The 23,821-nt window shown below is 43.7% G+C and carries 20 protein-coding genes and 1 pseudogene; 2 read left to right on the top strand and 19 right to left on the bottom strand.

The genetic code is table 11. The features are described from left to right. Positions 1-29 precede the first annotated feature (29 nt). The 9 genes from R0K30_RS08875 to R0K30_RS08835 form a co-directional block, all read right to left on the bottom strand. Positions 30-1,343: an MFS transporter gene (locus tag R0K30_RS08875; protein ID WP_410610180.1), complete on the bottom strand. Its 1,314-nt coding sequence runs from the start codon at positions 1,341-1,343 to the stop codon at positions 30-32. A 46-nt stretch (positions 1,344-1,389) separates the two neighbouring features. After that, the gene (locus tag R0K30_RS08870) at positions 1,390-2,592 is read right to left on the bottom strand and encodes a CaiB/BaiF CoA transferase family protein (RefSeq protein WP_410610178.1); all 1,203 of its coding nucleotides are present in this window, start codon (positions 2,590-2,592) and stop codon (positions 1,390-1,392) included. Positions 2,593-2,717: 125 nt separating this feature from the next. Continuing rightward, positions 2,718-3,098, bottom strand: coding sequence for a cupin domain-containing protein (locus R0K30_RS08865; protein ID WP_099726115.1), 381 nt, complete (start codon positions 3,096-3,098; stop codon positions 2,718-2,720). Between the two features lie 20 nt (positions 3,099-3,118). Then, the gene (locus tag R0K30_RS08860) at positions 3,119-4,879 is read right to left on the bottom strand and encodes a thiamine pyrophosphate-binding protein (RefSeq protein ID WP_249705161.1); all 1,761 of its coding nucleotides are present in this window, start codon (positions 4,877-4,879) and stop codon (positions 3,119-3,121) included. 38 nt (positions 4,880-4,917) lie between these two features. Continuing rightward, positions 4,918-5,691, bottom strand: coding sequence for a type I 3-dehydroquinate dehydratase (gene aroD / locus R0K30_RS08855; protein ID WP_099726117.1), 774 nt, complete (start codon positions 5,689-5,691; stop codon positions 4,918-4,920). Positions 5,692-5,704: 13 nt separating this feature from the next. Continuing rightward, positions 5,705-7,138, bottom strand: a complete 1,434-nt coding sequence (locus R0K30_RS08850; RefSeq protein WP_410610174.1) for an aldehyde dehydrogenase family protein — start codon at positions 7,136-7,138, stop codon at positions 5,705-5,707. Then, positions 7,135-7,992, bottom strand: coding sequence for a citryl-CoA lyase (locus R0K30_RS08845; RefSeq protein WP_410610172.1), 858 nt, complete (start codon positions 7,990-7,992; stop codon positions 7,135-7,137). The genes R0K30_RS08850 and R0K30_RS08845 overlap by 4 nt, the downstream gene beginning before the upstream one ends. A gap of 320 nt (positions 7,993-8,312) precedes the next feature. Continuing rightward, positions 8,313-9,134, bottom strand: a complete 822-nt coding sequence (gene nadE, locus R0K30_RS08840) for an ammonia-dependent NAD(+) synthetase (RefSeq protein WP_410610170.1) — start codon at positions 9,132-9,134, stop codon at positions 8,313-8,315. A gap of 191 nt (positions 9,135-9,325) precedes the next feature. Then, positions 9,326-9,922, bottom strand: a complete 597-nt coding sequence (locus R0K30_RS08835; protein ID WP_099726121.1) for a DUF1989 domain-containing protein — start codon at positions 9,920-9,922, stop codon at positions 9,326-9,328. Between the two features lie 79 nt (positions 9,923-10,001). On the opposite strand from R0K30_RS08835, the gene R0K30_RS08830 reads away from it, so the two are divergent. Beyond that, the gene (locus R0K30_RS08830; protein WP_256499280.1) at positions 10,002-11,348 is read left to right on the top strand and encodes an amino acid permease; all 1,347 of its coding nucleotides are present in this window, start codon (positions 10,002-10,004) and stop codon (positions 11,346-11,348) included. Here the strand turns inward: R0K30_RS08830 and R0K30_RS08825 are convergent. The 7 genes from R0K30_RS08825 to R0K30_RS08795 form a co-directional block, all read right to left on the bottom strand. Further along, positions 11,343-12,101, bottom strand: a complete 759-nt coding sequence (locus tag R0K30_RS08825; RefSeq protein WP_099726123.1) for a YqcI/YcgG family protein — start codon at positions 12,099-12,101, stop codon at positions 11,343-11,345. The two genes, R0K30_RS08830 and R0K30_RS08825, sit on opposite strands and share 6 nt — an antisense overlap. Positions 12,102-12,316: 215 nt before the next feature. After that, positions 12,317-12,550, bottom strand: a complete 234-nt coding sequence (locus R0K30_RS08820) for a UPF0715 family protein (protein ID WP_230031248.1) — start codon at positions 12,548-12,550, stop codon at positions 12,317-12,319. A 463-nt stretch (positions 12,551-13,013) separates the two neighbouring features. After that, positions 13,014-13,643 carry a LysE family translocator gene (locus R0K30_RS08815; protein ID WP_099726124.1) on the bottom strand — a complete coding sequence of 210 codons (630 nt, stop codon included), beginning with the start codon at positions 13,641-13,643 and terminating at the stop codon, positions 13,014-13,016. 125 nt (positions 13,644-13,768) lie between these two features. Beyond that, positions 13,769-14,956: an MFS transporter gene (locus tag R0K30_RS08810; RefSeq protein WP_099726125.1), complete on the bottom strand. Its 1,188-nt coding sequence runs from the start codon at positions 14,954-14,956 to the stop codon at positions 13,769-13,771. A 53-nt stretch (positions 14,957-15,009) separates the two neighbouring features. Then, entirely contained in the window at positions 15,010-16,056 is a 1,047-nt protein-coding gene (locus R0K30_RS08805) for a Gfo/Idh/MocA family protein (RefSeq protein ID WP_099726126.1), read from the bottom strand. Continuing rightward, entirely contained in the window at positions 16,053-16,919 is an 867-nt protein-coding gene (locus tag R0K30_RS08800; protein WP_249705167.1) for an HAD-IIB family hydrolase, read from the bottom strand. Before R0K30_RS08800 ends, R0K30_RS08805 begins: the two co-directional genes overlap by 4 nt. Beyond that, a complete protein-coding gene (locus R0K30_RS08795; RefSeq protein ID WP_410610165.1) occupies positions 16,894-18,219 on the bottom strand; it encodes a DegT/DnrJ/EryC1/StrS family aminotransferase in 1,326 nt (441 codons plus the stop codon). The genes R0K30_RS08800 and R0K30_RS08795 overlap by 26 nt, the downstream gene beginning before the upstream one ends. 109 nt (positions 18,220-18,328) lie before the next feature. On the opposite strand from R0K30_RS08795, the gene R0K30_RS08790 reads away from it, so the two are divergent. After that, a complete protein-coding gene (locus R0K30_RS08790; protein ID WP_327924545.1) occupies positions 18,329-19,318 on the top strand; it encodes a LacI family DNA-binding transcriptional regulator in 990 nt (329 codons plus the stop codon). A 237-nt stretch (positions 19,319-19,555) separates the two neighbouring features. Here R0K30_RS08790 and R0K30_RS08785 read toward each other — a convergent pair whose 3' ends face one another. From R0K30_RS08785 to R0K30_RS08775, 3 genes and pseudogenes are all read right to left on the bottom strand, one after another. Then, on the bottom strand, positions 19,556-21,178 hold the full coding sequence (locus tag R0K30_RS08785) for an L-lactate permease (RefSeq protein ID WP_410610162.1): 1,623 nt from the start codon (positions 21,176-21,178) through the stop codon (positions 19,556-19,558). Positions 21,179-21,221: 43 nt separating this feature from the next. Further along, complete coding sequence (locus R0K30_RS08780) at positions 21,222-22,169, bottom strand: L-lactate dehydrogenase (RefSeq protein ID WP_230031245.1); 948 nt, start codon at positions 22,167-22,169, stop codon at positions 21,222-21,224. A gap of 214 nt (positions 22,170-22,383) precedes the next feature. Further along, a pseudogene (locus R0K30_RS08775) lies at positions 22,384-23,813 on the bottom strand (YfcC family protein). Positions 23,814-23,821 lie beyond the last annotated feature (8 nt).

Raw genomic sequence — 23,821 nt, 5'->3', positions numbered from 1 at the left:
CTCATCACTGAGATGAGCTCTCTTTCACTCTATGGTTTTAATTGGATGCGTTCAATTTTACCTACGATAAATATGTAGGATAACGCCCCGCCTAATGCGACAAGGCTGACAAATAAAATACCTCCGTTATACGAGCCTGTCACGGATACGATCAAACCGATGATCAGCGGTGTGATGATCCCAGATAAATTAGCAAAAAAGTTGAACACGCCTCCAGCAAGGCCTACCATCTCTTTCGGCGCTACCTCAGACAGCATGGTCCATGAGATATTTGACAGCCCTTGTGCGAAGGAAGCAATGGACAAAATGGTCAGTACAAGCGGAATACTTGTCGTGAAATTCGCCAACACGATGGTACTTGTCAGGAGCAAACCAACAACGACAGGCAGCTTCCTTGCCACATTGACAGATACACCCTTTTTGAGCAGCCAATCGGATACATAACCGCCAAACAGCACTCCAAAGAATGCCGCAATGTATGGAAGAGAAGCTGCAAAACCTACCTTTAGAAACGCCATATTTTTCGCCTCAGCTAAATAAGTAGGAAACCATGTTAAAAAGAAAAAGAGTGTGGACGCCACAGAAAATTGACCAATATAGAGCCCAATCAATTTGCGATATTTTAAAAGGGCGGCAAAGTCTGCCCATTTCAGTTTCTCCTGTGAGGCCACTGTCAGCCCTTCCCCTTGACGAATCAACTCTAGCTCATCTTCATTGACTTTCGGATGTTCTTTCGGTTCGTGATAATACTTATACCAAAAAAAAGCAAATATAATACCGAGCGCACCTGCAGTGATAAATACAGTTCTCCAATCGAAAGTGGTCATGATCCAAAAAAGAAGAGGAGTTGCAAAAGCTAGGCCAACATATTCTCCAGCAGTGTAAACGCCTGTAGCAAAAGCCCGCTCTCTTCTAGGGAACCACGTTGTCACAATGCGGTTGTTGGCAGGGAATGCTGGAGATTCTGTAATTCCAATAAACAAACGGCAGCCGAATAAAAAAGCAAAGCTGTTTGCGAACGCCTGTAAGCCAGTGAAAATAGACCAAGTAATGAGCGAAATCCCATACGTAACCTTTGATCCGAATTTATCAAGAATAAAGCCGCCTGGTATTTGCATGGCTGTATACGTCCAGCTAAACGCCGAAAAAATCAGGCCTAATAATGCTGGATTTAATTGCAGGGAAGATTGAATAGCTGGAGCAACAATGGACACACTGGCTCTATCAATATAATTAATGGCCGTAATAAAAAACAACAGAATCAATATACCAAAACGGGCTTTCGTTGGTTTCAAATAAGCGGGCTGCAGTTCGTTCCCCTTCAGTTCTGAATGCACTTTCATAACCATCCTCCTTTGTTTCCGCACTGTGCGGATCGGTTGAGCGTCCTTAAATAACTCCTTTTTCTTCTAACTGTTTGCACTCTTCTTCTGTCAGTCCGAGCATGTTCGTTAAAATCTCATAATTATGTTCACCCAAATCAGGTGCAATATGGCGGATACTCCCTGGTGTTTTTTCAAACTTCGGAATGATGCCAGGTACTTTCACTTTTCCAAGCCGAGGATGATGAACTTCAACGATATTTTCTCGTTCTTTGAATTGCGGATGTTCAAAGATATCCCGAATGCTGAGGATCGGACTCACAGGTACGCCATGAGTATCTAAAGTGTCCAATACCTCATCCCTTGATTTGGATGCAATCCACTGAGAGACGATAGCATCCATTTCATCGTTATGCTTCAGCCTCGCTGCATTTACGGAGAATTTTTCGTTTTCTAGTAAATCTAATCGATTCATCGCCTCTGCCAGTCGATTAAAGGTCGAATCTGTACTCGTTACTAGAACGAGATAATGCCCATCCTTTGTTTCGTAAGTGCCAGCAGGACTCGAATGACCGCTTAGCCCTGGTGAACGTTCGCGTACCTTGCCAAGCTTGTCATATTCTGCAACCAAAAACTCCAGCATACGGAAAACAGACTCATAGAGTGCTAGATCCACCATTTGCCCGGTACCTTCTGGATATGTATCCCGATAATACATGGCTGTCACAGCGGCAAACGCCACATAGATACCCGCAATGTAATCTGTCAGTGAAAAGGACGGACTGACTGGATGGCGATCTGGAAACCCTTGAAGATACGTAAAGCCGCTAAACGCCGTCGCAGGGGTTCCAAACCCCGCCTTGTCCTTAAATGGGCCTGTCTGTCCATAGCCTGATACACGAATCATAATTAAACGAGGGTTGATTTCCTTTAATACATCGTACCCAACGTCCCATTTTTCAAGTGTTCCTGGACGAAAATTTTCGATAATCAAATCGACCTGCGCTGCAAGCTTTTTAAAAATATCTTTCGCTTCTTCTTTGTGAAGATCAAGTGTGAGGGATTTTTTGTTTCTTGATAGTCCTGACCATCTTAGCGGTTCACCGTCCGCAAAAGGACCAACATGCCGAAGCGTATCTCCTTTTCCAGGGATTTCAACTTTGATGACTTCTGCACCAAAATCCCCTAGAAGAACTGCGCCATAGGGTGCAGCAATCATCGTCGAAACGTCCAATATTTTCAATCCTTCAAGTGGTGTATTCTTATTCATTGCGTGACTCCCTTTCATTCATGTGATAAAGGGCTAAAATATTGCCTGTTTTAGCCCTTTGTCTTCTTTCAGTGTGACCTAAAAACCCTTGAAGGCTAGAAGGATGAGCTTCTTGGGCTGATTTCTTAATCCTTTGGCAGTTGTCCTTGTGGTGTATACAGCCAAATGAGCCATAAAGGTTCATCCCCTGTATTCACATGCTGATGCGAGACACCATCTGGAATAAACATAAAGTCATTTTGTTTAAAGGACTGTTTTTCTCCATCACAAATGACCTCGCCAGACCCCTTAATCACATAATCAAATTCCTCTGAACCTGGGTGATTGTGAACAGAGCTTGCTTCCCCCGGCTCAAAAATGGTGAGACCTGCCATCATATGCTCCGATCCAACCGTATCTGGTGTAATGGTTTGAAATACTTTCCGAATCATTTGCTCTTCAGGATGATCTAAACCTAACCATAATGGATGCCCATCTTTAAACGGATTCAATACTTTAATTTTCATTGATAATTCCTCCCCATTTTTTAATTCACACTGACGTGTGAGCGTTTTGTATTTGGTGAATAAATATCATTGATATTCCAATGCCCATCAGTAGGCACAGGATCATTTTTCATTGCCACATCAATCACACACGGTTCTTGGGATGAAATTGCTTCAGCTAATGCCTCTTTGAATTCAGCAGCGCAGGTAATTTTTATTCCTTTCATTCCATAACCTCTAGCAATGGCGGCAAAGTCAGGAGAATAGCTCTCACCATCTTTTCTAAAGACCGTGCCATAAGTCGTCTCATAATGTGCCATTTGTAAGCCGGCAATCGTCCCAAACGCACTGTTGTTCATCACAATCCACACAACAGGAATGTTTTCTTCCACGGCTGTTGCCAGAACAGATGGGTTTTGGCCAAACCCGCCATCTCCAACAAGTGACACAACGACACGATCAGGCTGAGCAACCTTTGCTCCAAGTGCTGCGGGTGCTCCGAATCCCATCGTCGCAAACCCACCTGGTGTTAAAATCGTACCTGGCGTATACACAGAGAATTGCTGTCCTACTCCATTTTTATTCCAGCCAACATCGGTTGTAATAAAAGCATCTGCAGGCAATACTTCACGTACTTCCTGCAAAATACGCTGCGGCTTCATCGGGAAGGATTCATCTTGAATATTCGTCAGATTGCTCTTCCGAAATTCCTCACGATATGCAGCAATGTCTTTTTTCAATTCAGGTCGATCCAGACCTTCTGGCAGTCTTTCTCTCGCCACACGGTTCAGCACGGTTAACGCCTGCTTGAGATCAGCTACAGCTCCAATTTCTACTGGATAGTTCCGTCCAATTTCATTCGGGTCAATGTCAATATGGATCAGCTTGGTTGTTGAGAAGTTAAATGTATATTCCGATTCCCAAGAACTTGCATCCGCTTCAGCAAAACGTGTTCCCAAGGCGAAAATGTAGTCCGCCTCTTTACACTGATCGTTGATGAACTTTGTGCCCCAAAACCCGGTCATTCCAAGGGTCATTGAGTGATTATCCGGCATCGCTCCTTTCCCCATTAATGAATGGGCAACAGGGATACTGAGGTGCTCAGAGAATGCCTTTAATTCCTCCGCAGCATCGGCTAGTAAAATGCCTCCTCCTACATATAAAAGTGGTTTTTCAGCCTGCAGTAATCGGTCCATGATACGATTTGCCGTATGATCATCAATGGATGGTTTTTCTATTGTGTGTGTATGTTGTTCCATTTGTTTAAATAGGGAAACATCTAAGTCTTTTGAAAACACATCCATTGGAACTGAAATGAGTACTGGTCCAGGACGGCCGCTTTCGGCTAACTGAAATGCTTTTGACAAAATCTCTGGGAATAATTCTGGAATGTCGACACGCCATGCTCTTTTCACAAACGGTCGATAAATTTCATATTGAGAAGCATCGGAATGAAGATTAATTTCTTGATGTGGGTGCTTTCCGTAGTAATGACTTGGGACATCTCCTGCAATAACAACCATTGGAATGGAATCAAGTGCTGCATTCGCCACTCCTGTTGCCGCATTCGTAAGTCCCGGTCCTAAATGACTGAGAACAACAGATGTCTGTTTCTTCGCTCTTGCATATCCATCTGCCGCGTGTGCAGCAATCTGTTCATGTCTCACATTCACAAATTTGATACTGCTTTTTTCAAGCGCTGATAGAAAAGCAATATTCGTATGACCGCAGAGGCCAAAAATATGCTCGACTCCCCGGTTTTCTAAATACTGAATGACCTGTGATGATATATTCTTTTTCATATTTCTCTCCTCTCTTGGTGCAGCTATGACTCTACTACTCACTCATTCTTTGAAAACACAACAGATAAAACGGTATTCAAATCTTGTATTGCGACTTGACCAGGGGCTGAGCTTTCTTTCCCCACGGCAAAGGTCATGACTGACCCAAAAAGTCCGCCAATCATTCTTGTAAAAGCTCCATACTCTCCCATTGCCATTGAGATGAGAGGCACCTTCAATTGATTTTTGGCATGACTGGTTGCATAGAGCAGCTTTAATGCATCCTCATATGAATGCGGCATCACAGCTACCTTTGCAATGTCAGCGCCAACCGATTCCGCATTACCGAATATTTGCACGAGACGAGCGACTTCAGGCGTACTGTCAAAATCATGATAAGAGACAATCAAGGTCACCCCATTCTTTTTGGCCGCTTGACTGACTTTCTGCATAAATTTCTCATCATGCATCAATTCATAATCAATGGCCTCCACAAGTTGAGTGGCACATAGCGTTTCAAGCAGCGTTACCTTTTCTTCCGTTGAAAGCGATATTGGTTCGCCGCCTTCCTTTTCAGAACGAATGGTGAACAAAATTGGAATTCCCTGCGCCTTGTCTTTCATCCAATGAAGGGTCTCTATTACTTGTTCCTTATCATGGAGGTTCGTAAAAAAGTCAGCTCGCCACTCAATCACATCGGGTTTCTTCTCGGCTAATACCTCTAGTTCATGAAGCAGTTCTTCCTTTGTTTGTCCTATTAATGGTGTACAAACCATCGGCCGACCACCTGCCTGCACGACTTTCAGCTTGTGCTGAAATGCATTTCCATCCATACCTGCTTCCCCCTTATATCCCTTCTGGAAGGACGACCATTTTGGTTTCCGTCATCTCTTCAATGGCGAAACGTGGACCTTCTCTTCCAATACCACTTCGCTTAATACCGCCATATGGCCAGTGATCCAATCTGAAATTCGATGTCCCATTGATGATCACGCCCCCAGTTTCAAGCTCTTTCGCTGCGTGTAACGCTACAGCCAGCTGGCTCGTAAAGATTCCGGCTTGCAAACCGTAGCGGCTATCATTTGCTTCTTTGATCGCTTCATTTAAATCTTCATAAGGAAGGATGCTGACAACCGGACCAAATACTTCCTCACACACGACTTTGGCCTGTTTTGGTGGGCTGAGCAAAATGGTTGGTCTAACGCTTGCTCCATTTCTTTGTCCTCCAGAAATGATGCTAGCGCCCATTTTCTCTGCTTCTTGTATCCAAACTTCTACACGTTTTGCTGCTTGTTCATCAACCATACAGCCGATATCGCTTTCACTGGACAGCGGATCTCCAACGATGAGCTGATCCACTTTTTCTTTTAGTGTCTCAGTAAATGTTGCCAGGATTTCCTTGTGGACATAAATTCGTTGAACGGAAATACAACTTTGACCAGAATTACTGAAACCCGTTTTTGCGCAAAGGGATGCAGCTTTTTCAATATCCGCATCATGATGGACAATAGTAGCTCCATTTCCACCAAGCTCTAGTAGTACCTTTTTCAATCCAGCGGAATTAGAAATATGTTCTCCGCCAACTGCGCCTCCGGTAAAAGAAACAAGATTTGTTCTTTCATCCGTCACTAATTGTCTTCCGGCATCTACTCCACCGATAATGAGCTGCACGCTTTTTTCAGGGAATTCCGCTTCAAGCAGCAGTTTGACAAATGCTGTGGCAACCGCTGATGTTTGCGGAGCCGGTTTTAATATAATGGCATTCCCTGCTGCAAAAGCAGGACCAATTTTGTGACAAATGAGATTGAGTGGTGCATTAAAAGGAGTAATGGCTAACACCACACCAACTGGCACTTTAAATGTCATCGCCATTGCTCCCTGTCCGCGAGATGATACATGACCAGGAATGGTCTCCCCTATTAATCGATTGGCTTCTTCGGCTGATTGCACTAACGTTTCAATAGATCGTGAGACTTCATCTCGTGTGTTTTTAAGCGGCTTTCCTAATTCTAAAGAAATGAGTTTCGCAAAATATTCTTTTTGATCTTCTAGCAATGTAGCTGCTTTTTTCAAAAGAATCGAACGATCTAACGCTGACATACCCACTAGTTGTTTTTTGATTTGCTGTGCAACAGTAAGTGCGTGTTCTATATCTCCTGTTGACGCTAAATAAGATGTGCCAATTGTCTCTCCAGAGTACGGATTGATGATGTCCTCTTTTTCACGATTTGCTTCAAGCCAATCTCCACCTACATATGATAACGCTTTCAATTGACTCAAATTGTCTCACCCTCTTTCAAATGCCGCGTTCCATGCCCAACGTAACGAACCAGTCTTTCTTCATTTGGACAAGGTCCTTTCACGAGGGCTCCCCTTGTCAGCTCCTCGTACGCATGCGCCACAATGCCCATTCCTCTTGATAAGGAAAAGATGCCTTTTGCTGCTTCAGCCGGGATGTTTAATTCACATTGAATCGCAGCTGATACGCCATCTATGTTCATCGTTATTTTTTTCCCTTTTCGGTTTTCAAGTTCGTGCCTGATTGCCTCCGCTAACCTCAAGTAAATACCGCTAATATGACCGTGCTCGACATAGGTCTGACTCAATTCATATAAACGCCTCACCCGCGGATCGTCATCATGCAGCTGATGGCCGATACCTGGTATCTTGGCTTTACGGGCTAACCAAGACTGACACACTTGCTTTGCAGCATATTTTATATCTTTGTTTTCATCGTAAATTAATTTTGCCTCGTACAGCATACACATCGCCTTTTCGCCGGCACCACCGTGAATATCACCTAATAGATTCATCCCTGTCGCTACAGAGGAATTAAATGAAATGCCACACGTAACGGCCATTCTTGCTGTTGCAATAGACGGTGCCCTTGGCCCATGGTCTGCACCTGCGACAAGAACACTCTCAAAAAGGGCAGCTTTAGAATCATCCAGCAATTCTCCGACAAGCAATAAATAAAGCATCTGTGGATATGACAATTCGCCAATGAGCTCTTCAATTGGATACCCTCGTAGCTCAATGGAGTTTTTCTGAATATCACTAATCTCTGTCTCCCACCAAGCACCCCCTTCGTTGTATATTTCCAGTGCACTGCGATTTTTCATTGTGTCATTCATTCCTTTAGCTTATTTTTGGAGATGAAGCTCCTCTTATTCCGTCTAGTGGAATTTAATTTCACTTTTTGGAATGTGATTTCATTGTAAGCGCATTCGTTTTTGCCGTCAATATTTTTTCTGAAAATACAGTCATTTATTGATGAATTAAGTGAATCGAACTAATCATTTCACTATCTTATCAAAAAATTCACCCTTAATTTAGTAAAACAGACGTAAGTATATCGTTCTACTAATTTAAATGCAACATGTTCTTTTTATTCTGTCAAATTCACCTGAAATTAAAAACCCTCTCCTTCACTGGAGAGGGTTCCGGCATTTTCTTATTTCCACCAGTCATCAAACATTGAAGCTGGTACTTGGCGTTTATGTTCTGATTGAACATAGCGCTTTTCAATCGCTTCAGCAGCTTGATCGGAAACTGGTTTTCCTTCTAAGTAATCATCAATTTCATTGTACGTAATACCGAGTTCTGTTTCATCCGTTTGCTGAGGCTTGTCATCCAGCAGGTCGGCTGTTGGTTTCTTTAAGTACAGGCGTTCCGGTGCTTGAAGAGCTTCTAGCAGAGTCCGTCCTTGGCGTTTCGTTAGACCCGTGAGCGGCAGAACATCTGCACCTCCATCACCATACTTCGTGAAGAAACCGGTCACTGCTTCAGCCGCATGATCTGTACCGAGGACAAGTAACCCTTCCTCTCCACCGATGGCATACTGTGCGATCATTCTCATACGTGCTTTCACATTCCCTTTATTAAAGTCAGACAGCGGCTTGTTTGTTTCCTTTTGATACTGATCACTGAATGCAGCCACCGCAGGCGCAATATCGTATTTCCATGACTTGTCTGGCTGTATAAATGATAGAGCGAGCTGAGCATCGTCTTCATCCTGCTGCACGCCATGCGGGAGACGAACCGCAATAAAGACAGCATCTTCTTTCCCTTCTTGACGCAGCTCTGATGTAGCCAGCTGAGCGAGACGGCCAGCAAGCGTCGAATCCTGTCCGCCGCTAATGCCGAGGACGAAGCCTTTTGTACCGGTTTTTTTCAAGTAATCCTTTAGAAATCCAACCCGTTTTTCGATCTCCTGCTTTGGGTCAATTGAGGGCTGCACATGCAACTCTTGGCTGATCTTTTTCTGCAAACTCATACACTTTTCCTCCTAAGCATCCTCTACATGAAGAGAACAGGTTTTACTCTCAATTTAATTGGTTTGACAACGATTTTAGAATCTTCATTATAGCATGTTTTCTGAAGGTTATTTTGTTAGACGTTCCCCTTTTTCATAAATGATCAAACATTCACAAACGAAAGAGACCAAGTCTTTTTTTGAATGGCCTTTCAATCAATTTCCACACGTATAGAAGTACAGCTTGAACCATTGCACTTTCCTATATCAGCTGGACATGCGGATATTGCCACAATGAGATCCATTTCGGCACGCAGACGGATATAATCACCGGGGAGCGATTTTGGCAGTTCCACAGACAGCTTTCCTTTTTCATCAATGACTGTATTCATAAAGGCGTTAAAAGGGTAGTACATATCCTCTTTCGGAATACCGAACGGCTCAAAGGCTGTACGAAGATTATCGTAGCATGTATGCACCGCCTCTAAGTGCGTCCGGCCATATAGGAGCTGATACATTTCTTGCCGGCACGCAGGCATGTATAAATCATGGCATTCTACTGTATCTTCAATGACCGTAAACATCGGTTTATATAAATTAGAATAGAGCTTATCACCTTTTTTCACTTTGGAAGAGGACAGGCTGTCCATTGTAGCGCCTTGGTCAAATTTTTCATAAAAATCTTTTTCATGATAAGCCATCACATCTGCTACTTGCTGGCCTTCGACATCGACTACTCGCATACATTGGCCTTTTCCTAAACGAAAGCCGTGCCCATCTTTTGGTAAAATCACGTATTCTCCGTTCATCACATGCACTCCTTTCCATGACAGTATGCCCAAAACGTCCCTTTGATCATGTATAAAAAAAAGAGGCGGTCACAAGCTAATGTCATTGAATTGGAAAGGTGTTGCACGTACATTGAAAGAACAATCTTTATCTTGGTGGCAGCTTTCTCTCATCGGAGTCGGCTGTACAATTGGCACTGGCTTCTTCCTTGGTTCCAGCATCGCCATTACAAAGTCCGGTTATTCCGTCTGTATTTCATTTTTTCTTGCTGCAGTCGGCACATATCTCGTCTTTAAACATTTGGCTGCGATGACAGCAGAAAACCCTGATAAAGGGTCGTTTTGTTCTTATGCTCGTAAAGCGTATGGACGCTGGGCAGGTTTTAGCAATGGCTGGGTGTATTGGTTTGCAGAAATGCTGATTACAGGAAGTCAGTTGACCGCGATTTCTCTTTTTACCCGACACTGGTTTCCATCCGTTCCGCTTTGGGTGTTTTCTGCGATTTATTCCGCTCTTGCTCTGCTCGTCATTATCATTGGGCTGTCTTCTTTTCAAAAGACTGAAAATGTCCTTGCGGTGCTGAAGACCGGAGCGATCCTGCTGTTTATGATTCTCGCCGTCCTTGTTTTATGCGGCATTCTCACAGATCATAAACCGGCCCTCCATCTGCCAAACAAAGATCACGAATGGATGCCGCTTGGTCCGCTTGGTCTTTGGAATGGATTGATTTATGCGTTTTATGCATTTGGGGGAATTGAAGTCATGGGGCTGATGGCGGTTCATTTAAAGGACCCGAAGGATGCTGCAAAGTCTGGACGTGTCATGCTGATCATTCTAGCCGTAATCTATATCGTCTCGATCGGACTTGCTCTCTTGCTTGTCCCAGTGACAGCCTTTAACGAGAACAGCAGTCCATTTATTACATCATTAGAGCCATTTCATTTGTCAATCTTTCTTCATATCTTCAATGGCATTTTCATTATAGCCGGTTTTTCTACATTGGTTGCTTCTCTATATGCGGTCACGACTCTTCTTGGCACGATGTCGGAGCATCAAGATGCACCTGCTTGTTTTAAACAAAAAGACCCATCTCATGTCAGATGGTCTTCGATTATCTTAACTGCTGCTGGATTAATTGTCTCGATTTTGCTTGCACTCTTTTTGTCCAAACACATCTATGAGCACCTCACAACAGCAGCCGGTCTTACCCTTCTGTACACATGGGTGTTCATCCTGTTCTCAAGTAAAAAGCTATCAAAGCCATCCACTCGCCAAACGTGTGAAATGATTCTTGCGCTGCTCTTAATTGGAGCCGCCGTTTCAGGGACATTGACAGAGGCCAGCGGACGACCAGGCTTTTTTATCAGTATTGGGATCATTGCAGTAATTGCCATCATGGTGCTATTTATGAAGAAAAAGTGGAAACAGGATCAGACCGCATCATAATTTCATCATGTTTTTTAATGCAGTAAATGGACATTTGGCGGAGGCTGGTTTCTCCGCCTCATCATCTGAGAGGAAATATTGCTTCCACTCTAAATTCTTCTGATCCCCATACCATTTTAACGCAGGGTGTACATCTACTTGATCATATGCCTTGAGCCGCTTACGAACGAGTTTGCTCATTTTTTGTCCAAATGTGGTCGAACCATTCATCTTCTCAAACACCCACCTTGGCTGAAACGCCATCATGACATAAGGGAAGTGACGGCTTTTTCTGAGCTTGTGAGCAGGTGTCGCGCATAAAATAAAATAAGGCTCCCCGTGAAAACAAAACTCCCATTCATGATGCTCAGGATCTGCCGGAATGTCATCAGGCCATTTCATTTCATCTTTTTGATGTAATCGTTGAACGAGCGACCAAAACTGATCCTCAAACTCTTCAATCGAACGTTCTTGCAAATCCTGAGGCGTTTCAAAAAAGCAGATGAATGAAGCATATTGACCGGTTTGTCTTGAACAGCTTTGATAAGCCCTTAACAGCTCTGCAAGCTCATTGACAGCTTCTTCTCCCCTCGGATCACCAACAAAACCATAACGTAAATGATCGAGGAAAAATCCTTGTCTTCCTGGTACACAAGGGAATGTATCTGCCTCATCTCCTACCATCTCTCCAAATTGCGTGAAAGCATCCTGCTTCCATCCTTCTAGCGATCGTAGATTTTGATCAAGGCAACTTTTTGCATACAGCTGGGCCATTTCCTTCCACCTCGTTTTAGCGTCTTCTCCATAGCCTATGAGAAAAAAAGGCTGTGGTGACTGTCCTTCAACGACTTTCCCTGCGCACCCATAAGGTGGATCTATTGGTTCAATTGAGTCCAATTATGTATGATCAAGTGTATGTAACCATCATGCTACTCCTTTTCATAGAGAGCGCACTCTCGCTTTAGTAATATACAGATGACCGTAAAACCCTATGATCGGTTCTTCATCAAAAAGACGGAATCCAACAACCAATAAATGAGAGCGGCGCAAAAGCTAAACATATAGACTTTGTAGCTAATGAACACGACAAGTCCATCATCAATCCACAAAGCCAACGCCGAACAAACAACCCACGCCGTAATCAAATAAATCAGCAAATCACGGCCTCGAAACTTTTTAGGGTTTCGGTGTAAAACAATTTGTATCGGTGCAGCAAAAATCACATAGCAATCAAAATCAAAAGACTGGTTATCTCCATATAACTGAAGCCCACTTCAGGCGGGGTGAATAGGATGGTATACACGAATGTCGCTGAAATGACAGACAACATTAGCATACATGCATAGTTGAATACTGGCAGAAAAATGCGCATGGCAGAAGCTCCTTGAATCAATTTTATATTCCACCATTAATCAAGTATGTTCTATGTCTGTCAATCCTTACAAAAAAACAGACTGATTGCGTCAGTCTGTTTCAGATTGTCGACAAAGGGCTAAAATGAACTTTATTTTAGCCCTTTGTCTTCTTTTCAGCGTGATAGAAAACCTTTGAAGTCTAGGAAGGACGAGCACCGGAGCGGAGCGAATTTGACATTCGTGAGCACCGGCGCGCAGACCTGACAACGAATGCGAGGGGTTGTCTACACGCTGAAACAGACTGATTGCGTCAGTCTGTTTTACAACATTTCTACCCAATCAATGCCATGATGCCTTGATACCCAAAATAGGCACCGAAGCCAAGTAAGGATACACCTGCAAGAACAGATAAGCCATGTAAAATGCGCTCATTCAAGTAGCGCCTAAACGTACTTGCAAGTAACGCCATACTGAAATCCCATATGAGCATGCCGATAAAAATAGCCATGCTGTACATCAGCATTTGGGAAGCCCCATACTTTTCGATCGTATTGGCCAAAATACTGCCATAGATTCCAAGCCAAAATAAAATACTGAGCGGATTGGAAAGAGAAATGAAAAATCCCGTCATGAAGGAATGGCCAATCGTTGTGTTTCCTCCGTCCTTCTTTGGACTCTCCTGCAAATTGATTTTACGCAGACTTTCAATGCCGGTATAGGTCAGAACGAAAAAACCAAACAGCCACAAAAAGGTTTTCACAAGAGGTGCGGTCAAAAGCTGGGCGACACCAAAATATATGAGGAGCATATAGACAATATCCGCAGCCATAGCCCCCACACCAAAAATCCACGCGTGCCAAAATCCACTTTTAATCCCTCTATCGATTTGGGCTGCATTGACTGGCCCAACAGGCGCTGAAAGTGACAACCCTAAAAAGATATAACCAAAAAACACCGCCACATAGACGTCCTCCTTTTGATGCTGACTTGTACATGTTATTCAAACTTTCTGTGTTTTAGTACAAGTCCTTTGTCATCTTTTCAGGCGGACTCAAAAAAAGAGGAGCCATTGGGTACGCTGCTTACCTACCGATCTGCTTTCAGCGCCGACTGCTGCGGAAGGGCCGTTTCTCTTTTCCTGAAGCGATTCATTTGAATAGCAGCCGCAAACAGAAGAACGGCTAAGAAGGCGAAAACAAAGATGGCACTTGCCGCTCCTGCCCATTCAAGGCTAAATCCAATGAAAAAGGACAAGCAGGCTCCGCCCAAACTCGCGGCTGCAATAAAATAACTCGTTGCCTCGTCGATGGCATTTTCAATCATTAATGCAGAGGCAGTCAGCGCAATTGGAAACATGCCAGCTGCGCACAAGCCGATGAAAAAGATGAGAATCAGCTGTGCGGCTATGTGGGTTGTCAGTGCAAATACAACGAGCAGCAGGATCATGAGAGCTGCACTGAGCTTTAAAAAACGCAGCGGATGCAGCTGATCTGCTTTTCTCGCAATCACGGTTCTGCCGATGACAATCGCCGTCCAAAAAGTGGAGACAGCAAAGAGACCCCAATTGTCCCCCCCTTTTTCCAGCATGATAGACGGCAAAAAGTTCGCAAAGTTCGTTTCAATCCCTGCATAGAAAAAAGCAAAGCATATCATGAGCACGACAATCATTCGATTGCTGCGATCAACAAGCAAAGACGGCTTCTTCATCTTTTGAGAAGGAGCTGCCATCTGCCCATGAGGCAATTTGTTCATAAAGACAAGCCAGAGCATGAGGAAAAATGTCAGCGCACCCACCTGAAATAAAAACACATAATGCCACGTCTGTTCTGTGACGGTCAGCAGAATCAAAAGAGGGAATAGGAGTGCACCCAATCCAAAAAAGACTTCCATGATGCTAATTCGTTTAGCACTGTTTGCCATTGAAATCACATACGCCCCAGCTGTTGTCTCAAGACTGCCCGCACCGCTCCCAAGAAAAAACCCTGCCAGCACAAGCGTTGTCCAGCCCGGCACCAAAAGCCCAAGGAGAAGTGAGCCGATCATCAGCAGCAAACCCATGGTCAGAACTGCGCCATAGCCTTTTTTTCTCACAAGAATGGGGGATAAAAGAACACCTGTCAAAAAACCAATAAACTGAAAAAAGATTAAAGAAGATAATTCCCCGGGACCCTTATCATAACTAGACAGCAAATAAGGAGTTAAGCTGCCAAAAAACACATGAATGGTCCCAATAAAAAAATAAAAGACACAGCCAAAATAAAACACTTTTTTCATCTTTTCACTTCCTCTAAAAAGGAGCGGAGTCATAAATCCTCCGCTCCACCTCTTTAATATGCACGGGCAGAAACGACAGCCTCTTCCCTCTCGAAGCACGTATTGAGCGCAGCCTGCGCGCGATATCCATCTTCAAAATCAGCCACCTTCATATGAGATGGGTATGGATCTGTATTCACCCAATGCAATAGCTGATCACGGAATGTATCGGACCATCCGTAAAATTCATTAAGCGGATCAGTCAGCAGGGTTTGCGGCATTTGATGACGTTCTACACTTAAACCATCACTAATTTCATATTCGTTTTTCATGTTCGTATGGTATTTGAATACCTTGTCATGGCCAATCACTTCTACACTAAATCCACATTCCTCAGGCTGCGAGCTTTTAGACGTCACCAAATGAAAGAACACTTGATTCTCCATTTGCCCAAAAATTTCGGTATGATCATCGACCTGCACCTTTTTCTCTTCTTTTTCCTTTACATGTGTCAGCATCTTCGTGTTAAGAGATTCTTTTTTCATTTCACTGCCAAATAAGTACCACAGCATATCAATCAAATGAATCCCAAGATCCCCCAGAGCGCCGCTTGTACGCAGACTCTCGCCGCTGTCTCTCCACGAAAATGTTTTTCTCCTGAGGGCACTATTTTTCTTAAAGTGTGTCCTGACTGTTAAAATTCGGCCCAATTCACCGTTGGCAATTAAGTTCTTCAAAATATTCACAAAGGATAAGTACCGATAGTTAAAACCAATACTGGCCTGAACCTGGAACTGTTTGGCTGTCTCCACCATTTCCTTCGCTTCTTTCAACGACACAGCCATCGGTTTTTCGCATAAAATCGGCTGTCCCGCTCTTAGCGCCTGAAGGGCATGGTCCTTGTGACAAAAATTAGGGGAGGCAATGATCAACCCATCAGATGCATCCGCTAGCGTATCGATACTTGAATACACCCGCCCTCCGTACTGTTTAATGAATCCCTGTGCTACTGATTCGTGCAAATCATAGACTCCAGATAATTCTGCACCTTTGATCGTTGATAATGCTCTTGCATGTGCTTTTGCAATATTCCCAGCTCCAACAATTCCAATTTTCTTCATGAATGTGCCTCCTCATGTTTATACATCACTGTTTTCAGTGTTTCGTAGATTCCTTTTGCATACCCATGATGACAAATTTGGTGATGGTGCCGTTTGGCCTCGGCCGTCGCATTTTGGACGAGAAACCCGTGCGTGACGGATTGAAGCATCTTCAAATCGTTCCCACTATCTCCAAAGGCAAAGCCTTGGTCTTTTGATAGATCATATTGACTCAGCATAAAGCGGACAATTTCATCCTTCCCTGTTCCGACTGGTAAAAAATCGACATCATAGCAATCCGCAGGGTCTCCTGCGAGTGGGTTGCATTTGTTGATGTTGACTGCCACACCCCGCTCCTTGGCAAGCGTTTGTATGAACGAGAGATGATGAAGGTCTGTCCGTTCATCCTGCTCCTGATAATAGAAATTTTTCTTATATCCTGAGCTGCCCAGCTGCGTTTGCGCCTTGAGGGTAATCCCCTTTTCACGTACGGTTTGCAGGATGTCTTCGATTTTTTCATCTGAAAAACCCTGTGCATCCAGCCGTTTCATCCATTCCGCATCTGGCTGTCCAAATTGAGCATCCGACGTATACACAATCTCAGTTCCTAAGTTCGACGCAATGAAATGCGGAAATTGGCTGAAGCCGCCTTTTTCCATTTTGCTCGTGACAGAATCGAGGCTGCTTCCCGTCACCCAGCCCAGCATGAGCTGCCCTGCTTCACTCTTTTCTGCCACAAATGCTTCCAGCCGCTTTACATCCTCCCTCTGCTTCTCCGTCATCCCGTGAGAATAATAGGTTTCATCAAAGTCACAGAAGACGATCCACTGAGGGTTCTGCGGCTGATTTAACAGCTTTTTATTGAATGGAAGATTTGATAACATGACGGACCCCCTCGATGACTTTCTCCTGATCTTGCAGCGGCATTCCTGGGTAAAGTGGCAAATGGAGCAATTGCTGTGCTGCTTTTTCTGTGTGCGGAAGCGTCGTTTGTTTATACTTTTGAGAAACAAGAGCTGTTTTATGCTGATGCGATAGAATTGGGTAATAGACATCTGTCTCTATGCCCATCTCCAGCAATTGCGCCGCCAGCTCATCTCGGTCTCCTTTCAGCACCCTGATTGGGAATAGATGCCATACATGATCATCCGTCAACTTCGAAAGCTTAATATACCCTTCATCCTCAAGCGATTGCAGCTGATCAATGTATCGCTTTGCTAAGTAAAAACGTTTAAAGTTTTGCAGACCTAAATACTTCATCCTTTCTAGTCCGATCGCTGCCTGCAAGTTATCGATCTTGGAATTAAAGCCGTAGTCACTGCGTTTGACATTTTTCTTTCCAGGTTCAAAGCCGTGATAGCTGATCTCCATGCATTTTTCGGCTAAGGCTTTATCATTCGTTGCGATGGCTCCTGCCTTTCCGCAGACTCCGAGATTTTTGTATGGGTTAAAGCTGAGAACAAGTCCGTCTCCAAATGCCCCAAGGCCGCTGCTGCCAATCGCCTGACAGCCATCCTCAATGATTTTCAGACCATGCTGCTTCGCAATTGCCGAAATGGCCTTCATATCCGCTTGCTTTCCATATAAATGAACCGGAAGAATGCATACCGTCTTATCCGTGATATGCTTCTCTATTTCACTCGGTTCCAGACAGTAGGTGTCTGGGTCAATATCGGCATAAACCGGAACAGCCCCAACGGCAAGTACTGCATTTTCTGTTGCAGCAAAGCTATTGGCTGGCAGAATGACCTCGTCTCCTGGATGGACGCCTGCTGATATGAGGCTGATCATGAGGGCATCTGTTCCACTTGACGTGGCAATGACATATTTTTTCCCTAAGTACTCAGCGAGCGTTTTTTCAAAACGTGGAATATATGGCCCTGAAGTAAAACGGCCAGAATTCAATACTTCTTTCAGCACCTGCATAATATCATCGATCTCATCCTCTGAAATCAATTTATCAACTGGCAGGAACGGTATCTTTTTTTCCTTATTTTGTTTATAATGGAAGAGAATTTTTTCCAAGCCCGTGTGCTCAATATCTTGCTCCAGGAACGTCACCAGCTTTTCATTCGCTAGATGCTTTTCAACTGAATCAGACTTTACTTGAACACCTTGATTGATCATATCCAGCAAAGGTAGATAATCCTTGCTTTTACCTGATATCTTCGTCAATATTTGCATTCCATTCCCTCCAATTAATCAATTCCATTTGTTAATATTTAACTTGTTTCACATTGTAAATGATGTTATCGATTTCAGAACAATAACTTTGTGTAAAGGATTTGTTAATATGTGTACAATTTATGAAATTGCCAAGCGCTGCGGGGTTTCAACCACTACTGTTTCTAGGGTGCTGAATCATCATCCATATGTGTCAGAGGAAAAGCGGCAGCACATTTTACAGGTGATGAAGGAAATGGAGTATACGCCGAGTTCAGCGGCTCGCACCCTTCGTTCACATCAGACAAAGACCATTGCTGTGTCTGTCCCGGCTGTGGACCATCCTTTTTTTGCACAATTGATTAAAGGCATTTCAAAGGAAGCACTGGATCAAGGGTATAAAGCTATCGTGCTCCAGACGTTTTACCAAGAATCCCTAGAGATCGAAGGGCTTCAATTATTAAAAAGAAAAGAAGTAGATGGCGTCATCTTAGGGGCATTAGAAAATAAGTGGGAAAAGATCGAGCCGTTTTTAGCAAACGGCCCCATTGTCATGGCGAATGAATATCATCAAACAGCAGACATCCCGATTATTGGATACGATGAGCGCGAAGCCGCCTATAAAGCTGTTGACTATTTGATTCGGTCAGGACGTAAATCGATTGGGTTTTGCTTTGATACAGAAAGTAGTGAGGCACAGAAACAAAGAAGACAGGGCTATCTTGATGCGCTTTCTGCTCACGGTTTGCCGCTAAATGAAGATTGGCTGTTTGGGGAGGCCTTTACCATTGATGACGGCTTTCGCTTAATGGATTTGATCCATGACATGCCGGATACACCTGATGCCATTTTTACCGGCAATGATCAAGTCGCAGCAGGGCTCATTAAACAAGCCATTTCATGTGGTTATCAAATCCCCGAGGATCTAGCGGTTATCGGCTATGACAACCAAGACATTTGCGAGGTGACGGCTCCAACGATCACCACCATCGACATCCCGATCGTAGAGCTTGGCCAGCGGTCTGTGCAGCAAATGATCCAGCTCCTGCAAAACCAAAAACCATTAGAGCGTGAACATATTCAGCTGCCTACCCGGCTCGTGACAAGAGAATCTACATAAACAAAAAAAGACTGAGATGACTCTCAGTCTCAGATTGTTGGACAAAGGGCTAAAATGATCTTTATTTTAGCCCTTTGTCTTCTTTTCAGCGTGATAGAAAAGCTTTGCAGTTTAGGAAGGACGAAGGGCGGAGCGAATTTGACATTCGTGAGCACCGGCACACGCAGGACTGACACAGAATGCGAGGGTTTGTCTACACGCTAAAAGACTGAGATGGCTCTCAGTCTTTTTTAAAACCTATACAAATTGAGCAAGAATGAACGTCCATATACACACGATGGCAAGCAGGATGACACTGTACTTCACTGTCTTTTGGAATAGCTCAGATTCTTTACCTGTTTCTCCAACGGCTGCTGTAGCGATGGCGATTGATTGTGGAGAAATTAACTTCGCCATGACACCACCGGTTGTATTCGCACCGATTAACAAACCTGCCTGTGAGCCGATTTGAGAAGCAGTGACCGCTTGAAGGTTACCGAATAATGCGTTGTTACTCACGACAGATCCCGTAATAAACACACCGATCCAGCCAAGTACTGGGCTGACAAGCGGGAACAAATCGCCTGTTTTTGCAAGCGCAAGTCCAATTGCAGAGCTCAGTCCGGCAAAGTTCGCCAAGCCTGCAAAACCCATGACAAAACAAATGGTGAGAACAGGTACCCACAGCTCCTTCACCGCTGCTTTTAAGCAGGCAGCGCCTTCTGTTAATTTAATATGTTTACTAAGCAATCCTGTCAGCATGACCGCAATGAAAATGGCAGTACCTGTTGCACTGATGACATCAATTTTAAAGATCGCATCAATGGGGGTTTCTGTTTGTGCAATTGGTGGTAATTTCACAATTTGCTGATGTAGAAACGGCATTTTCACTAAAATCGTCGTCCAGTTGAGTGGTCCTCCTACAGCAAACAATGCTTTAAATGCTGGCAGACTCCATACAGTAATAACGGCAGTTAAAATATAGAATGGAGACCATGCTTTCAAGACTTCAACTCCGCGATACGTTTGTTTCTGTTCAATGGCTGGTGCTCCTTCTTCACGATAAATGTGTTTTGGCTGCCATTTTCGAAGAAATAAAGCCAAAATTCCCATACTTGCTAAGGCTGAAATAATGTTGGCAAGCTCAGGGCCCATCATCACCATCGTTACAGCTTGCAAAATCGCATAACTTCCACTAACAACAAGCAAGGCTGGCAGCGTTTCTTTGATCCCTTTGAAGCCGTCTACAATCAAAATGAGTAGAAACGGGATACAGAAAGAAATAAATGGGATCGTATACACAAGGGTTTGAGATAAAGCGAGCGGCGTCATATTGCCCATTTGCGCCCCTGTAATGACTGGGATGCCCACTGCACCAAATGCGCCAGACGCAGCATTGGCAATTAAGCAGAGCATTGCGGCTTTGAGTGGTTTAAATCCAAGCTCTGTTAAGAGGGCGGCACTGATCGCTATCGGTACCCCAAACCCAGCTGCTCCTTCTAAAAATGCGTTAAAACTAAAACCAATTAATAAGAGCTGAAGACGTTGATCTTGAGATATTCCTGCAATACTAGAACGAATGACATCAAATTTTCCAGATTTCACAGCAATTTTATAGAGCCATACGGCCATGATGACGATATATCCAATCGGCCACAGCCCATTAGATATACCGAGCAGCACAGCAGATAGTGCCTTTTCAACTGGCATATGAAAGAAGAAAACAGCTGTTATAAAACTGACGATTAAGGTAAAACAAGCGGCTAAAACACCTTTTAACTTAAATACGGTTAATGCAAATAGAAAAAATAAAATTGGAAGCATTGCCACCAATGCACTTACGAACTCATTACCAAACGGATCATATATTTGCTGCCACATAGTGATTCATCCTTTTCTGCTCAGATAGATTGTCTTTGATTGATTAAAAATGAGGAGCCAAAATCTCTTTTAGCACATTCACACTGTGTGCGAACTTTTCTTTTTCCGTCTCGTCCAGTGCAAGCTCCATAATTTCTGTTGCACCATTTCGGTTCACAAGGGCAGGTACACCAATGTAGACATCTTCTGCTTCGTACTCTCCATCTAAATAAGTGCTGACAGTCAAAATGCTGTTTTCATTGTGCAAGATCGCTCTTGTGATGCGGGCTAAACTCATCGCTACGCCGTAGTAAGTGGCACCTTTTTTCTCAATAATTTGGTATGCGGCGTGACGGACATTTTCCATGATTTCATCTAAGTCTTCTTGTTTGTATTGATCATTTCTCTTCATTAATTCTGTAATCGGTACACTCCCGATATTCGCATGACTCCAAACAGCAAGCTCTGTATCACCATGCTCTCCAATGATGTACGCATGCACGTTGTGTGCCGCTGCTTCAAAATACTCACTGAGCATGTATCTAAATCTTGCGGTATCAAGAGTGGTCCCACTACCAATCACTCGTTCTTTTGGAAGTCCACTGAATTTCCAAGTGGCATATGTCAAAATATCAACAGGGTTTGTGGCAACTAAGAAAATGCCATCGAATCCGCTTTTCATCACATTGTCTACAATGCCTTTAAAGATATTTAAATTTTTCTCAACAAGGTCAAGTCTCGTTTCACCTGGCTTTTGGTTCACTCCAGCACAGATACACACAATATCTGCATCCTTACAATCCTCATAATCTCCATACCACGTATTCACAGGATGCGGGGCAAATGCTTTCCCGTGGTTTAAATCCATTACGTCACCCATTGCTTTGTCTTGATTCAGATCAATCACAACCAATTCATCTGTGATCGCTTGATTTATTAATGTAAAGGCATAACTACTGCCGACGAAACCTGCTCCAATAAGTGCTACTTTGTTTACTTTTTCGTTTGTCATGTTTCCTCATCCTCCTGAGTAAAACTAGGTTGTTTTATTTGTGAAGTATTTCACATACTTATTGTGCAACATTTCACAAACTTTTGCAAGGGGGTTACTCAAAAAAATATGTAGCGAATTTGTGAACACACTTATTGTGCTTTGAAACCGCTGTTTCCATACATATTTCCACAAAAAAAAACTGCCAAACTCTCTTCAGCAGCTTCATACATGTTTAATAAGGTCCCCAGTTGATCATCACTCCGATACAAATAAACACAAGACCGATGACAAACCAAATGAGCGCAAGCGGCACCATAAAACGCAGCCACTTCACATAAGGAATACCACTTGCAGCAAGCACAGCCATCAACACACCTGAAGTAGGATTGACACAGTTGACTACTCCTTCGCCGAGCATGACAGCTTCTACAGCTACCTGTCTCGTGATGCCCATTAAATCAGCCAGCGGTGCAAGAATCGGAATAAAGACAACAGCTTCTCCTGACCCTGATGAAATCAAAAAGTGAAGAAGCGCACTCGCCATATACATCCCGATCGCACCAGCAATTGGACTAAATCCTGTCAGCATACTCGCCAAGCCATTGACCACTGTATCAAGCAATTTACCGTTTTCTAGAATAACTGAAATGCAGCGCGCCATCCCGACAATAAGTGCGCCGTATACAAGGCTTTGACAGCCGACAATAAACGTTTTCGCAATATCATTGGCTGCTAATCCGCCAAGCAGTCCAGCAGCGATCGCCATAAAAATAAACACACCCGCCATTTCCTTATCGGTCCAGCCAAACTGAAGCGCGCCATATAAAAAGCCCCCAAGTGACAAACCACACACCGCTAAAATCAGCTTATGTCTGCTGGTAAAGGCAGGCTTGTCCACTGATTCCGCTTCAGCTCCTCCAAGCCCCTTAGCAGGAAACCATTGATCGCCAAGAAGGCTTCCCTTTTCTTTATTCTTCAGGCGCCTTGTATATAAGTAGATGTACACAATACTAGAAATCAGAAAGCAAAGATAAATAATGACACGAAGACCAATTCCAGAAAAGATTGGCAGCTCTGCAATCGTTTGAGATAAACCTAGTGGAGATGGTGATAAAATCGTTGCGTTAAAGCCGGCATAACAGCCGATGTAAATGACCGCCGCCCCCGCCACAGCGTCCCACTTCAAAGATCGTGCCACAATGATGCCGATAGGAATAAAGCCAATGACAGAGTTCACGACAATTCCGGTCGTCCCAAGCACAGAAAATAAGCCACCGACAATACAAATGAACAGTAACTGCTTTGTTTGAAACCGTCTGATGACATGGTGAATCATCCCGTTAATTGCACCTGTCCGTTCCAAGATCGCAATGGTTCCGCCAGTAAATAAAATCAGAAAAATAATAGAAGATGACCCCACCATTCCTTCTTGAATGGCTGTGAAAAAGCCAACCGCACTCACTGGTGATTGATCAATGCGATGATAGCTGCCAGGAACGGCTGTTGTGATATCTCCTGATGTTTTTCGGTCAAATTCACCTGCTGGTACAAAATACGTTGCAATAGTACAAATCAGTGCAATCATAATAAGAGCACATACGCATCCGGCATTTGAAGTTTTCGTTTTTGCTTCTTAGGTGCTGATACTGTCGCTGTTTTCATCTCATAAC

The organism is Bacillus sp. SIMBA_154 (assembly GCF_046536015.1).
Lineage (GTDB): Bacteria > Bacillota > Bacilli > Bacillales > Bacillaceae > Bacillus > Bacillus pumilus_P.
The sequence above is the reverse complement of the archived record's forward strand: the minus strand, read 5'-3'. Positions and strand labels throughout refer to the sequence as shown.